The organism is Microvirgula curvata, assembly GCF_054781615.1.
Map to the genome: position 1 here is coordinate 34,329 of NZ_BAAGUB010000005.1, position 14,170 is coordinate 48,498.

A 14,170-nucleotide genomic window follows, 5' to 3' on the forward strand; every position below is an offset into this window, starting at 1 on the left:
TCATATGCCATTCATTTTATTGTCACCATCATGACGAACAATTTATTAAATGGCAGGTGCCATGTATTTGGTAACAATTGAATGCCAGCGGCGGCAGGTCACTGTGATTAAAATTGCGGGGAAGAGCGGGCAGGACGGATAACGCCAGACTCAAACGGGCAATCCTGCATTTATAACGACACCAGCCGCTCTGGAATCTATCCGCCCATGGCATGGAAAATCGCATGAAAAATTTATCAGTCGCAACCCGCATCATTCTGGGGTTCGCCCTGCTGTTGCTGGCGCTCGCAGGCGCGGGCGTGGTGTCACTGCAAGGGCTGGACCGCATCAACACCCGTGTCGCCGAAGTCACCAATCATGAATTGGCATTTTTCCAGGGTGTCAGCAAGCTTCAGGTAGAAATCGGCAACCTGCGTCGCTTCGAGAAAGACTACTTTATCAATATCGGCGCGCCGGAGGCACGGGCCGGCTATCTGGGCAAATGGAAGAAAACCTTTGCCGAGACCCAGACCAATATTGCCGACCTGCAAAAACTGCTGGCACGGCAGCCGGATGCGCTTGCGGCGCTGCAGCAGCGCATGACCGAACAGGGCGAGCTGCTGACCGGTTACGGCAATGGATTCAACAGCGTGTCAGCCAGCGTGGAAGCCGGCCACCTCACCTCGACGGCCGATGCCAATACCGCACTGGGCAAATACAAGGACAATGTGCACCGGATGGAAAGCACGCTGGATGCGCTGGCCCAGTCGGCACAGACGGCGGTGGACAGCCTGCACGGGCAGATCGACGAAACCTCCAGCTCGGCCAAGACCGCCGTCCTGAGCATTCTCGGCCTCAGCCTGCTGGCAGGCGTGCTGATCTCGCTGCTGATCATCCGCTCGATCCAGAAACCGCTGCACAGCATGCAGGAAATCAGCCATACCCTGGCCTCGACCCGTGACCTGACGCTCGATCTTCCCGACTACGGCAGGAACGAACTCGGCAGCATGGGTGCGTCGCTGGGCACGCTGGTCAGCACGGTGCGCGGACTGATCCGCGAATCGCACGGCTATTCCGGCAAGCTGGTCAGCGCCGCCGACCAGTTGAACGCCGTCAGCGGCCAGGTCGCCCAGGCCTCGCATCAGCAGTCGGAAGCCGCCGCGTCCAGTGCCGCGGCCTTCGAGCAGATGACGGTCAGCATCAATGTGGTGGCGGACAATGCGCAGGGAGTCGAAGCGCAGGCGCGCGACGCCACGCGGGAAGCCGGCCAGAGCAGCCAGATGGCGGTACAGGCTGCCGACGAGATCCAGCAGATCGCGCAGAGTATTGCCGAGACGACCCGGCTGATCGACCAGCTGAACCTGCGCTCCGGCGAGATTGGCGAGATCGTCAAGGTCATCAGCGATATCGCCGACCAGACCAACCTGCTGGCACTGAACGCGGCGATCGAGGCCGCCCGGGCCGGCGAAATGGGTCGCGGCTTTGCCGTGGTCGCCGACGAGGTCCGCAAGCTGGCAGAACGAACGGGCCAGGCGACGACCGAAATCTCCTCGCGCATCAAGGGGGTGCAGACCGATACCCGTGAGGCCCACCAGAGCATGCAGCAGGCCAATGCCCGCATCGTGACCGGCGTGGACAGCACGCGCAGCGTGGCGGCCTCGCTGCAGGTGATCCGTGACCTGTCGCAGCGGTCGGTGGACAAGATCGCCGAGATGGCCAGCGCCATCAAGGAGCAGAGCCAGGCTTGTCATGATGCGGCACGCAACGTCGAGCATATCGCCCAGATGAACGAGAGCACCAATATGTCCGCCCAGCAGTCGAGCCGGCTTGCACACGAGCTGCAGGACCTGTCCGGCGCGCTGGACGGCAGCCTCAACCGCTTCCGCGTATAGACGGACCGGTTTTGCCTGCCAGGTCACAAACCCGTCTTTCGACGGGTTTGTGACCTGGCAGGCATGGGCCTTGCGTTTGAAGTTTTCGTCGTTATTGCTGGCAGACATCAGGCATGGGCAGCCTGATCATTCAGCCACTCGTTGAAGGGGTTGCGGCCATCCACGGTCAGATAGTGTTCTACATGCATGATGGCGCGTGATTTATATGTCACGCGCCGTGATATTGATGTCCGGACGCCAGCACCAAACCGGCGTGGCGCCCGGAACCGGCTTCAATCGCCCCGGGTGCGGAATGCGCCCATCTCGTCGTGCATGCCACGTGCCATCCGGCTCAGCGAATTGATCTCGGCATCCGTCTCCGCGACCGCCTGATGGTTTTCCTCGGCCATGCTGCTGATATTCTCGATATTGACCGCGATATCGTGGCTGGCATGCGACTGCTCGGTACTGGCATGGCCGACTTCGACCAGCTGATCCGACAGCTTCATGATGTGACGCTCGATTTCGGCGGCACCGTCCGCCGCCTGGCGGACATGGACGACGCCGCTTTCGACCTGCCCGCCGGCCGCTTCCATGCCGGCAATGGTGCTGTCGATCTGCTCGCGCACCAGCCGGATGACACGGCCGATTTCGTCGGTGGCCTGTGCGGAACGGGTGGCAAGCTGCCGCACCTCGTCGGCGACCACGGCAAAGCCGCGCCCCTGCTCGCCGGCACGGGCGGCTTCGATCGCCGCGTTCAGTGCCAGCAAGTTGGTTTGCGCGGCAATGCTGCTGATGACATCGACAATGCCGGAGATCTCCTGCGACGACGCGTCCAGTTGCGCCATGCGCTGATGCAGCCCGGTAAAGGTGATCAGGATATCGTTGACTTCACCCGCGCTGGTCTGTGCCGCCTCGTTCACCTGCGAGGCCAGTTCGCGCGCCTCGGTGGACAGCCCCGATGCCTCTTTCACCCGATCCGAAACCTGGGCGATGCTGACGCTGATCTGTTCCACTGCCGACGCCACCGCGCTGGCGGCTTCCATCTGCTGCTTCGAGCGGCCGGAAATGGTCTCGCTGGCTTCCGTCACCTTGTGGGCCCGCTCGGCGACCGATGCGCTTTGCGTCTTCACCCCGTGGATCAGTCCGCCGAGGCTGCCGACAAACTGGTTGAACGCCGCGGCGATGCGACCGATCTCGTCCAGCAGCGGCACCGGCAGCGCGCGGGTCAGATCGCCTCCACCGCCCGACAGCTCGTTCATGGTCCGCTCCAGCCGGGTCAGCGGTCGCATGGCCCGGTTCAGGACCAGGGTCAGCAACAGCGCCAGCAGCACCAGCCCGCCCAGGCCGAGCAGCGAGCCCATCAGCATGGTGCGGTCGGCGCTGGCGGTCAGCACGCTGGCCGGGAAGGACAGCGACAGGGCCCAGATCTGCCGGGCATCGCCAAAGCGCACCGGATACAGCACCCGGACCTTGCCATCGCGGATCTCCAGATGGCTGCGACCTTCGGCCACGGCGGCCAGTCCGGCGGCATCGACATCGTCGGCCCTGGCAGCCAGCTTGCCGGCATCGGGGTGACTCGCATACACGCCGCTGGGGGAAATCAGTGCCAGCTCGCCAACGCCGAACGGTTTTTCCTTGCCCAGGATCTGCTGCAGCGTGGTCAGCGGATAGTCGGCGCCGACGACACCGAGAAAGTGGCCGTCATGCAGAATCGGGCTCATCAGTGACACCAGCGTGACCGGCTTGCCGTCGAGCTTGTCCTGGTACGGCTCGGTCACAAACGGCTTCAGCGTTTTCTTTGGCACGAAGTACCACGGATTTTCCGCTTCCCCGCCCTGGAACGCATAGGCTTCCGGCTTGATCTGGCCACTGCCCCGGTTCCACCAGGTCAGATAGCGGCCATCGGCTCCCTGCGGGAGGACCCCGGCATAGTCGGCGTCGCGGCCATCAAAGGCATTCGGCTCCCAGTAGGAGGACAGACCGAGCAGCGCCGGCGTGCCGCCGAGCGCGGCCACCGTGATCGCATCGGCGGTCTTGCGGTTGTTGCTGCCGCTGTCCTTCAGGCTGGCAAGGCTGCGGGACAGCGTCGTGGCCACGGAGAACGAGGCGCTGATTTCATTCTGCAACTGGACCGCATAGGTCTGCGCCGTGCCGAGCGCCAGCGCCTGTCCCTGCTCCAGGCTGGCATTGCGCGCAACCCAAACCGCCGTTCCCAGCACCGCCCCCATCAGCAGCGCGGCCGACAGGATGCTGGCCAGCAGAATGCTCTTGCGAAAACCGATACGCATGATTTGTCTCCTGATCGCGAATGACCCGGGGCGCAGTGCCCCCTGCCTTTGAGCAGCAATTTGCTGCTGTCGGCCTGCGCCTACGATAATTGAATGAGTCCGCTGCAGGCGAATTTTTAGCGCTTTTTGATCAAGATTCTTTACCTGTGGCGGCAAGCAGGGGCACGATAAGCACATTTCATGACAATGGTTTTATCATGCGACTTGCCCTGCTCGCCCTGCTGGCCGCCCTGGCCTTCCAGCCGGCCCTCGCCAAGCAATCCCCGTACCCGGACACGCATTCCAATCGCAGCTGATCGAACACGGCAGCTATACCAACAGTGACGGCAAACGGGTGCATTCCCCCGCCCATACCCGCAATGGCAAGGCCCCCGAAGGGGCATCGGCCCGCTGCCGCGACGGCTCGTACAGTTTCAGCCAGCATCGTCGCGGCACATGTTCGCGGCATGGCGGCGTGGAAAACTGGCTGTAAGGCGCGGCGGCCGTCCCGGCATGCCGCGGTCGGCCCCCCTCTCCGCCGCCCCTGTCCGGGATGGCAGAACACCGCCCCGGCACCGGACTGGTGCCGGCTGCGCCGTGCCCGGCGGTTCCCCTGGACACACCATTCCGGCCGGGTGGCCGACCAGAAACCGGGCGGCCGGAAAGCTCTCGATTACGCTCATTAATGGAAAACTGATATCCATCGTTGTCAGTTATCAATTGACAATTGATCATGATAACATCGTGTAAAATCCATATTTAATATGGCAATGGGCTTGTTATGTATAACAAGCCCATATCAACTTATATGAACATCCGCTGTGTAAATTTAATGCTCAACGATATAGCGCTTTTTGTTCAGATCGTTCGCGCTGGAAATTTCTCCAGGGCCAGCAAGCAACTCGGCATGCCGGCAAACACGCTGAGCCGGCGATTGAGCGGACTGGAAAACAGATTGGGCACCTCGCTGTTTCTGCGCTCAACCCGTTCTCTGTTCTGCACGCCGGATGGAGAGCGGCTGTACAAATGGAGCAGCACGAATATAGACAGCCTCAGTGCTGCAATTGAATCCATACAGTCAGCCAGCCATGGAGTCGGTGGTAAAGTGCGGATACAGGTCCCGACGGGGTTTTTCGAGTGCCCCACCAACAATTTTTTCTTTGAACTGCTGAAGTCCTATCCAGAACTGGAACTGGAAGTCCTGGTTTCAGACCATGAGCCCGACCTCGACCAGGAAAATATCAATCTGCTGTTGATGGTTGGCAGACCCCGGCGGACGAATTATGTCATCCGCAAATTATGCAGCATGCCGCTCGGCTTCTATGCCAGCAGCGACTACCTGAGCGTGCATGGCACGCCACATCGGCCGGACGATCTGAAAAATCATCAATGCATTCATCGCAGCGATGATACCTCGATCAATATTCTGTTGCCCAATGGAGAAATTTGCCTGCCGGTACAGATCAATACCCGGTTTTCCACCAATTCCACGTCCGGGCTGATCAGTGCGGCGGAGCAGGGATTTGGTATTGCCCTGATCAGCGAGCATTGCGTCAACCTGGCCATCCGGAAAGTTATCCGCATTCTGCCGCAATACCTGGCCCGGGGAGACGGGTTGTATGCGGCCTATTCAAATCACAAAACATTATCGGCTGGCGCAAGAGCCATCCTCGATTACGCCATTGCACGAATGGAAACCCACAATAGCGGCTGAATCCGCCCTCTGCCGGCCGGCCCACCGCTTCAATCTACAGGATCAGGAATCATGAAAATATCGACAAAATTGTACGGAATGGTTTTTTTCAGTCTGCTCGGCCTGGCAGCGATGCTGCTGACGCTGAAAGTGCTGATGGGCCAGCTGGAGAGCCAGGTCGACGGGATTACTCATGATGCCCTGCCATCCATTATTGCGGTCGAGGAAATCAAGGCGCAGTTTATCGAAGCCCGCCGGCAGATCACGCTGCATGCCGGCTCGACCGATGCCGCCAGCAAACAGGCCGCCGCCACCGAGCTGGAAAAACTGCGCGGCGTGTTGCGTCAGGCGCTCGACAGCTACAAGAGCCGGCTGCTCAGCAATCCGCAGGATCAGGCATCGATCGATGCGCTGAGCAGCTCGATCGACAAGTGGTATGCACTGATTCCCGGTTTCATGCAGCTGTCCAACCAGAACACGCCGCAGGGCAATGCCGCCGCCATGGAGTACCTGCGCAGCACCACCATTCCGGTATCGGATGCCGCCTACCGTGATCTGCAGCAGATGGTCAATCTGAACCGGCAGGTCAGCGAGGAAAGCGGTGCGCAGGCCATTCACGCAGCGACCAGCGCAACCTGGATCCTGATGTCGCTCGGTTCCGCCCTGCTGGTGCTGATGGTCGGCTCCAGCCTGCTGCTCACGCGCAGCATCAGCCGCTCGCTGAACGAGCTGGACGCGAAGATCAGCCTGATCACGACCCATCGCGACCTGACGCAGCGGGTACAGGAACATGGCCGCGACGAGATCACCCATATCGCCCAGCGCCTGAACCAGCTTCTGCAGATGCTGCAGACCGGCTTCGTCGAACTGAAGCAGATCGGCCAGACAGTGGGCGGCTACGCCGGTGAGGTCGCCAGTGCCTCGGAGCAGATGACCGAGGCGGTGGAACAGGTCAGCGAATCGACCTCGAGCATGTCGGCGGCGGTCGAACAGATGACGGTCAGCGTCAGCCATGTGGCCGACCGCTCGGCACAGGCCGACCAGAGCGGCCGCGAGGCCGGCAGCGAAGCCAAGGTCGGTGCCGAGGTGATCAACGACACCATCGACATGATCCGCAGTACCTCGGACAGCGTTCGCCAGGCGGCGCTCCAGATCGAGCAGTTGAAGGACAAGACGGCGTCGATCGGCACCGTGGTCGGCGTGATCAAGGACATTGCCGACCAGACCAATCTGCTGGCGCTGAATGCGGCGATCGAGGCCGCCCGTGCCGGCGAGCAGGGTCGCGGTTTTGCCGTGGTGGCGGATGAAGTCCGCAAGCTGGCCGAACGCACAGCGCAGTCGACCCAGGAAATTACCGTGACCGTCCAGTCGATGCAGGACGACGCCAATCTGACCGTGGCCTCGATGCATGGCGTGGTCACCCAGGTCGAGCACGGTGTCGAATCGGCCAATCAGGCCACCGGCGCGATCCAGAGCATCCTGGCGCGCACTGGCGACACCGTCGAGCGCATCGCGGAGATCTCGCACTCGATGCGTGAGCAGTCGATGGCCAGCACCAGCATTGCCCAGCAGATCGAGCGCGTGGCGCAAATGGCCGAGGAAAGCCATTCCGGCTCGCTGAACAATGCCACGACGGCCACCCGGCTGAACGAGCAGGCAACCCTGATGCTGGAAACCATCGCCCGCTTCAAGGTCTGAGCCCGCCAGCGGCGGGGAGTGTCCGGCTGTTACACTGGCCACCCCCTGCCCTGACCGGATGTCCGATGCGCAAGCACCTGTTTCCTGCCCTGATCCCGCTGCTGGCATGCGGCCTGACCCAGGCAGCCGGTCTGCCGCGGCAACCCGCCGAGGCCGGTCTGATCGCACTGGCAAACGGCGAAATCCATACCGTGCTGTTCACCGGCATCGAATCCGACTCGCCCGGCTGATCCCTGTCCTGCATGACGTGGCAAGCGGCCGGGTGTATCGCGTCCCGCGCTGACGGGCGGCACCTGGCTAGGGATGGAACGAGGCCCGGACCCGGTTGTTGCACGCCTCCAGGTCCGTCCTTTCGACCACCACCCGCGCACCGTAGATATCCTGCGTCGCACACAATACCGGCGTGATGAACTCGTCCAGTTCATCAAGCTCGCGCAGAAAGACCAGCTCCGCCCCGGATGCCGGGTGCATGACGTGGTCCCCTTCCCTGAACGGTTCCATGGTACGTCTCCTTCCTGGGCTGATGCTGTCATTCTGGCAGTTGTCATGTGCTGCTGCGGTCCCGGTTAAAACAAAGACATGACCGCCTGTCGGCTGGGACAGCCGTGTCCGGCCTCCGGCATGTGAGGTGGCACGTGCACCCGAGTCCGGGCGGTGGCAGCATGGCAGGCAGTTGTCCGGGGCCTTCCCGGCCATGTCACCGCCCCCTGCAAGGAATCATGCATGATGCTCGCCGGACTCATTGCCCAGTATGGTTACCTGGCCGTGTTTGCCGGCACCCTGCTCGAAGGCGAAACCGTCCTGATCCTGGCCGGCTTTGCCGCGCATCAGGGCTATCTGTCATGGCCGCTGGTGGTTGTCACTGCGATCTGTGGCGGCACGCTCGGCGATCAGGCCTGTTTTTTCGCCGGACGCCATTACGGCGGATCCCTGTTCCGCCGCTTCCCCGGCTGGCGCCCGCGCGTGGAACAGGTAAACCGGCTGCTGCTGCGCTACCACGGCGGTGTCATCGTGGCCGTGCGCTTCCTGTACGGGCTGCGCCTGGTCGGCCCGGTCGCGATCGGCATGAGCGAGGTGCCCGCCTGGCGCTTTGTCCTGTTCAACCTGATCGGCGCAGCGATCTGGGCCCCGCTGGTTGCCGGGGTCGGCTTTCTGTTCGGACGCTCGCTGCAGTGGCTGTTTGCCGACATCCAGCGCTATGAAGTTGCCGCGCTGGTGCTGCTCGTTGCGCTCTCCCTGCTGACGGCATGGTGGCGCAGCCGGCGACACCGGCGCTAGACAGCGCGGCGCTGCCGCGCAATCTGTCTGAAACTTGACAGTTAATGTCCTGATTCCGGTAATGGCTGGCACAGGCCATCGCTATCCTGAATATTTTCCAATTCCTGCACGAATTCCGCAGCGGCCGCGCCCGACTGCGGCACGATGCAGCCCGCCGGCAGCACAGAATAACAACGGGTATCAGAAAATGATTCTGGATCAAGAAGAAACCGCCATGGTCGAGGGGAAGTTCGGACCTGGCGTGCAGAAATCGATGGAAATGCTGGTCAAGTTCGGCACCGCCTTCGGCGCGGAAAAAATGGTCAGGATTGCCAGCGCGCATGTGATTCCCACTATTCCCATCGAACTGCTGGAACAAATGACGGAAGGTATCCGCCACCCGGCGGTCTTTACCTCGCTGCACCCGCACATGTCTGCCTTCAGCCCGGAAAGCTGGGCGGAAATGGGCATTGCCGCCGACTATGCATCCAGAAACCTGGACCTGCTGAATCGCCGAAAAAAGATATTCCAGGAAAAAGGCTTTTTTCAAACCTATACCTGTTTTCCGGCCATGGTCGGCAACCTGCCGCGCAAGGGCGATTTCATTTCCTGGATCGGTTCCGGTGGCCAGGTCATCGCCAATTCGGTGCTTGGCGCACGCTGCAATCGCGACGGCGCCGTGATCAGCCTGGCGGCAGCCATTACCGGTCGCGCCCCTTTTCGTGGTCTGTTCCTGGATGAAGAACGGTATGCCAAAGTCCAGGTCCGGCTGCACGATATCGACGTCGACCGGCTGTCGCAGATCGAGCTGGGTGCCATCGGCTATTTTCTGGGAGAGCAGGCCCAGGACCGCAATGTGGTCATCGAAGGCTTCAGCCGGGACTTCAATCTTGACCGGCTGAAATACCTGATGGTGCCGCTCTCGGTCACCGGCGCGGTCGGCGTCTGCCATATCGTCGGCGTCACGCCGGAGGCCGATACCCTCGAACAGGCACTGGGCGGCAAGGCGCCCGAACAGCATGTCGACATCGACCCGGATACCCTTCGCCATGCCCTGGCCCGTTACCAGGCAGTCGACCTGTCGGCCGCGCTGGCAACGGCCATCCCGGTCAGCCGGCCCTGCGGCGAACCGGCAAGCGGCCCGGCCCCCTGCGCCACCGCGGACGACGCACGGACAGCCGTCGGCGCCACAGCGGCCGATGTCCGCGGCGCCGGCATGGCGCTGTTCGGCTGCCCGCACCTGTCGATCAACGAAGTCCGCCATCTGGCCGGCCTGCTGGCGCAGCGGCATGTCAGTCCGGGGAAGCGGCTGTGGGTCGGCTTCGCCCACCAGCAATACCGGCTTGCCGAGGAAATGGGCTATGTCCAGTCGATCGAGCAGGCGGGCGGCACTTTTGCCAGTGCCTGCATGTCGGCCATCCCGGACGCGCCGATTCCCGAATCGGTCGACCTGATCCTGACCCAGTCGTTCAAGGCGGCGCACTACATTTCCAGGCTGACCAAGGGCCGGGTCAGGGTCCGCATCGCCGACATGGATGCCTGCGTGGATGCCATTACCGAGCCCAACTGAAAGCACAGCATGCAGATACAAGGCAGGCAACTGAATGCCGGCGATGTCGAGGCGGAGGTGTTCGTGGTCGACTTCCCCTTTTCATTCATCGGTGATTTCGACCCGGAAACAGGCGCGCTCGTCGCCGAGGGTCATCCACTGCACGGACACTGCATGGCTGGCCGCGTGCTGGTCTGTCCCGAAGGCAGGGGCGGCACCATGGGGCCGTTCATTCTGTTCGATGCGCAAAAGCGCGGCACGGCGCCGGTTGCCATTCTGTGCAACCGGATCGATCCGGTGCTGTATGAAAGCGCCATCACCATCGACATCCCGGTATTCGACCGTTTCGGCATCGATATCGTCAGCCGGCTGAGAACCGGACAGCGCCTCCGCATTCGCGGGCACGACATTCACATCGACGACTAGCGTCTGCATGACTTCGCAGAGCGGCGGATGCCGCCCTGCCCCTCTCCGGCGCAGGACAGGCCAACGTCATGCGCCAGATGTTTAGAAAATCGTTATGGATGGAACGGGAATCACGGGCTATGCTTGGTCCTGTCCGTTTTTCGCCCGACGGCGTCCAGCGGCACCCTCAGTGTGCCCGGCCTTATCGCGTTCACCATAATGGCAGCTGAAGAAAGGACCCTTTTCAATGGCGGTGATCCCTCCTGATATTTTCTCCAATGCCGAAGCCCTGAACCAGTTTTTTGACCCCGACAAATTCGATTCCCCGGTACTGGGCATTGCCACATGCTATGACTCCCCTGTCGCACATACTCCGCGTGCAGGTCTGCATTCACACAGCAAGGGTCAATTGACCTTTACCCGACAGGGTTGCACTCACATCGAGCTTTGCAATCAGGTATGCATCATTCCACCGTATCGCGCAGTCTGGATTCCGGCGCACACCCTGCACAAGACCGTTCAGCATCATAATGTCGAATTCCGTTCCATTTATCTGGACATGAATGAATTTCCGCAACTGCCCGCCAAAATAGAAGTCATGTCGTTATCGCCATTACTGAAAGAGCTGGTAGAGCGCATTGCCTTTTCCGATTTTGAAACCAACTGGTTCCAGGATCGCCAATACAATCTGCTGCAGGTATTCATTGACGAAATCTGTGCGGCGCCCAGACAGCCGATGCTGTTGCCGCTGCCACAGGATTCACGGATGAAACCTCTGCTCGACATCCTGAAACAGCAGGCCCTTCCCCCGCAATTGCAAAAACTGTCATCCCGCATCGGCGCTTCGGAAAGAACCATCTGCCGGATTTTCTCGCGCGAGACCGGCATGAACTACCGTTCCTGGCGCCAGCAGTGGCGGCTGATGCGCTCGCTGGAGCTGATGAGCAATCGGGTTTCGCTGTCGACCATCTCCAGCACGCTGGAATTCAACAGCGACAGTGCCTTCGTCGCCTTTTTCAAGCAGTACACCGGCACCACGCCGGGCAGCTACATACAGGAGCTGCGCTGCTGATTCCCGGCTACAGCGCCAGCCAGCGGCCCAGCCACAACGCGATCATGCCCAGCACCAGCGTCAGCAGCGCGCTGCGTGTCCGCCACATGACCAGCATGGCGATCACTCCGGCCAGAAAACGCGGCGCATGCCAGTTGCCGTCATGGATGGCCGGGGTCAGGATCGCCGGCAGGGTCAGCGCCGCAATTACCGAGGCCGGGATGTATTTCAGCAGCTGGCGCATCCGTTCCGGCATCGGATAGCGGTCGGACAGCCACAGAAACGAATAGCGGAACAGGAAAGTGCCCACCGTGGCAGCCAGCAGGATGGCCCAGATCATGGACTGGCTCATGATGCCACCTTGTGGCACTTGCCCCGCGCCCGCCAGTATTCGGCCGCAATCCCCGCCATGACCCCGCACAGGGACGAGACAAACAGCCCCAGATTGTAGGGCAGCCCGTACAGCGGCACCGCGATGGCTCCCGACACCAGGCCGGCCAGCAGCATCGGGCGGTTTTTCAGCACCGGCACCAGCAGCGAGACGAAGCACAGGGTGATGGCGAAATCCAGCTCCCAGCGCTCGGGCACGACCTGGCCGAATACGATGCCGACGGCGGTAAACAGCTGCCAGCTGAGCCACAGCGGGAACGCCGTGCCGAAATAGTATTGCGTGCGTTCGCGGGCGGACAGCCGGTTCGTCTCGTAATGCAGATGCGAAAGCGCATAGGTCTGGTCGATCAGCAGGTGGGCGGCCAGCACCCGGGTGGCAGGGGTGAAGGCCAGCTTGTGCGTGGACAGGCCGGCGCTGTAGATCAGATAGCGCAGATTGATGATCCAGTGCGTCAGCACGATCATGACCGGCGGGCTGTGTGCGACCATCAGCGAGGCGGCGGCAATCTGCGAGGCCCCGGACATCAGCAACAGGGACGACAGCTGCGCCGTCAGCGGCGGCATGCCGGCCTGGATGGCACTGATGCCGGTCAGAATGCCGAACGGAATGAAACCCGGCACCAGCGGCATGGCCGCCAGCATGCCGTCGACAAAGGGCCTGGGCAGCCGGTTCATTGCAGGCATGCCCCCACCGGGCGGCCAAGGTCTGCTTTCAGCGTCTGGGCGCCGCGGAACAGCGCCGCCGGTCCCAGTGCTTCTTCCAGCCGCAGCAACTGGTTGTACTTGGACAGTCCTTCGCTCCTGGCGAACGAGCCGAACTTGACCTTGCCGCAGTTGGTGGCAACGGCGATGTCGGCGATCGAGGTGTCCTCGGTCTCACCGGAGCGCCGCGAGATCACCACGCCATAGCCGGCGGCCCGGGCGGCGGCAATGATGTCCAGCGTCTCGGTCAGGGTACCGATCTGGTTCGGCTTGACCAGGATCGAGTTCGCCATCCGGCGGTCGATGCCCAGACCGAAGCGCCGGATACTGGACGTGAACAGGTCATCGCCCACCAGTTCGATACGGTCACCGAGCCGCCGGGTAATCTCGGTCCAGCCGTCGAAGTCGTCTTCGCCAAGCGGGTCTTCGATCAGCACGATCGGATAGCGGTCGACCATCTGTTCCAGCAGGCCGATAAACTCGTCGGCGGTCAGGGTCCGCCCTTCCGACTTCAGGTGATAGCGCTTGCCTTCGTAGAACATTTCCGCCGCAACATCCATGCTCAGTCCGACATCGACCCCCGGCCGGTAGCCGGCCAGCATGATGGCATCGGTCAGCATCTGCAGCGCACTCTCGTTCGACGGCAGCGTCGGCATGAAGCCGCCGGTGCCGGAGACGCCGACCGGCATGCCCTGGCTTTTCATCAGGCTTTTCAGCGCGTTATAGATATTTTTCCCGATGGCCAGCGCATCGTGCAGGCTTCGTGCCCGCAGCGGAATCACCTGAAAATCCTGGAAGTCGACATTGCCGCCGCCGTGCTTGCCGCCGCACAGCATGGTCAGGATAGGCAGCGGAATCTCATGGCCGGTCTTGCCGCCGAGATAGGCGCACAGCGACAGCCCCAGATGGCTGGCCGCCGCCTTGGCCACCGCCATCGACACACCAAGAATCGAGTTGGCGCCAAGGCGGCTTTTGTTGTCGGTGCCGTCCAGGCGGATCAGCAGCCGGTCGATCCCGGTCTGGTCCAGCGGGCTCCTGCCCAGCAGCGCCGGCCGGATCTCGGTGCGGATCATGTCGATGGCCTTCAACAGGCCCTTGCCATTGAACCGGGTCGACTGATGATCGCGCAGCTCGACGGCTTCATGTTTTCCCACCGAGCAGCCTGTGGGAATCATCGCGCGGCCCATGACACCATTTTCCAGCAGCACGTCCACTTCCAGGGTCAGATCGGCTCTGGAATCGAGTACTTCCCTGGCCACGATTTCTTTGATGGCAAACATGACGACTCTCCTTGCCGCAAGCGGC

14 protein-coding genes are annotated in these 14,170 nt (G+C 61.8%); 9 read left to right on the forward strand and 5 right to left on the reverse strand.

All coding sequences use genetic code 11. The features are described 5' to 3' along the window. The first annotated feature begins 224 nt into the window (after positions 1–224). Positions 225–1,871 carry a methyl-accepting chemotaxis protein gene (locus ACYVG8_RS04245; protein ID WP_460745055.1) on the forward strand — a complete coding sequence of 549 codons (1,647 nt, stop codon included), beginning with the start codon at positions 225–227 and terminating at the stop codon, positions 1,869–1,871. 272 nt (positions 1,872–2,143) lie between these two features. On the opposite strand, the gene ACYVG8_RS04250 is transcribed toward ACYVG8_RS04245, so the two are convergent. Next, positions 2,144–4,141 carry a methyl-accepting chemotaxis protein gene (locus ACYVG8_RS04250; protein WP_028499044.1) on the reverse strand — a complete coding sequence of 666 codons (1,998 nt, stop codon included), beginning with the start codon at positions 4,139–4,141 and terminating at the stop codon, positions 2,144–2,146. A gap of 295 nt (positions 4,142–4,436) precedes the next feature. Here ACYVG8_RS04250 and ACYVG8_RS04255 point away from each other — a divergent pair, with 295 nt between their 5' ends. From ACYVG8_RS04255 to ACYVG8_RS04270, 4 genes are all read left to right on the forward strand, one after another. Further along, positions 4,437–4,613 (forward strand): DUF3761 domain-containing protein, encoded by a 177-nt coding sequence (locus ACYVG8_RS04255; RefSeq protein WP_460745070.1) that lies wholly within the window; start codon positions 4,437–4,439, stop codon positions 4,611–4,613. A gap of 315 nt (positions 4,614–4,928) precedes the next feature. Beyond that, positions 4,929–5,834, forward strand: coding sequence for a LysR family transcriptional regulator (locus tag ACYVG8_RS04260; RefSeq protein ID WP_158537473.1), 906 nt, complete (start codon positions 4,929–4,931; stop codon positions 5,832–5,834). 51 nt (positions 5,835–5,885) lie between these two features. Next, on the forward strand, positions 5,886–7,511 hold the full coding sequence (locus ACYVG8_RS04265; protein WP_084299995.1) for a methyl-accepting chemotaxis protein: 1,626 nt from the start codon (positions 5,886–5,888) through the stop codon (positions 7,509–7,511). A gap of 65 nt (positions 7,512–7,576) precedes the next feature. Beyond that, positions 7,577–7,741, forward strand: coding sequence for a hypothetical protein (locus tag ACYVG8_RS04270; RefSeq protein WP_156952505.1), 165 nt, complete (start codon positions 7,577–7,579; stop codon positions 7,739–7,741). Between the two features lie 67 nt (positions 7,742–7,808). Here ACYVG8_RS04270 and ACYVG8_RS04275 read toward each other — a convergent pair whose 3' ends face one another. Continuing rightward, complete coding sequence (locus tag ACYVG8_RS04275; protein ID WP_028499041.1) at positions 7,809–8,012, reverse strand: hypothetical protein; 204 nt, start codon at positions 8,010–8,012, stop codon at positions 7,809–7,811. A gap of 222 nt (positions 8,013–8,234) precedes the next feature. Between ACYVG8_RS04275 and ACYVG8_RS04280 the strand changes: the two genes are divergently transcribed. The 4 genes from ACYVG8_RS04280 to ACYVG8_RS04295 all read left to right on the forward strand — a co-directional run bounded on the left by ACYVG8_RS04280 (position 8,235) and on the right by ACYVG8_RS04295 (position 11,794). Then, on the forward strand, positions 8,235–8,789 hold the full coding sequence (locus tag ACYVG8_RS04280; RefSeq protein WP_281661022.1) for a DedA family protein: 555 nt from the start codon (positions 8,235–8,237) through the stop codon (positions 8,787–8,789). Positions 8,790–8,976: 187 nt separating this feature from the next. Then, positions 8,977–10,338, forward strand: coding sequence for an aconitase X (locus ACYVG8_RS04285; RefSeq protein WP_460745056.1), 1,362 nt, complete (start codon positions 8,977–8,979; stop codon positions 10,336–10,338). Between the two features lie 9 nt (positions 10,339–10,347). Next, positions 10,348–10,743, forward strand: a complete 396-nt coding sequence (locus tag ACYVG8_RS04290) for an aconitase X swivel domain-containing protein (protein ID WP_028499038.1) — start codon at positions 10,348–10,350, stop codon at positions 10,741–10,743. Between the two features lie 226 nt (positions 10,744–10,969). Further along, positions 10,970–11,794 carry an AraC family transcriptional regulator gene (locus tag ACYVG8_RS04295; RefSeq protein WP_036385778.1) on the forward strand — a complete coding sequence of 275 codons (825 nt, stop codon included), beginning with the start codon at positions 10,970–10,972 and terminating at the stop codon, positions 11,792–11,794. Positions 11,795–11,801: 7 nt separating this feature from the next. On the opposite strand, the gene ACYVG8_RS04300 is transcribed toward ACYVG8_RS04295, so the two are convergent. From ACYVG8_RS04300 to eno, 3 genes are read right to left on the reverse strand one after another with little or no spacing between them, the layout of a single operon-like run. Next, positions 11,802–12,125 (reverse strand): AzlD domain-containing protein, encoded by a 324-nt coding sequence (locus ACYVG8_RS04300; RefSeq protein WP_028499036.1) that lies wholly within the window; start codon positions 12,123–12,125, stop codon positions 11,802–11,804. Continuing rightward, entirely contained in the window at positions 12,122–12,847 is a 726-nt protein-coding gene (locus ACYVG8_RS04305) for an AzlC family ABC transporter permease (protein ID WP_036385777.1), read from the reverse strand. Before ACYVG8_RS04305 ends, ACYVG8_RS04300 begins: the two co-directional genes overlap by 4 nt. After that, on the reverse strand, positions 12,835–14,145 hold the full coding sequence (eno, locus tag ACYVG8_RS04310; protein WP_460745057.1) for a phosphopyruvate hydratase: 1,311 nt from the start codon (positions 14,143–14,145) through the stop codon (positions 12,835–12,837). Before eno ends, ACYVG8_RS04305 begins: the two co-directional genes overlap by 13 nt. Positions 14,146–14,170: the final 25 nt, after the last annotated feature.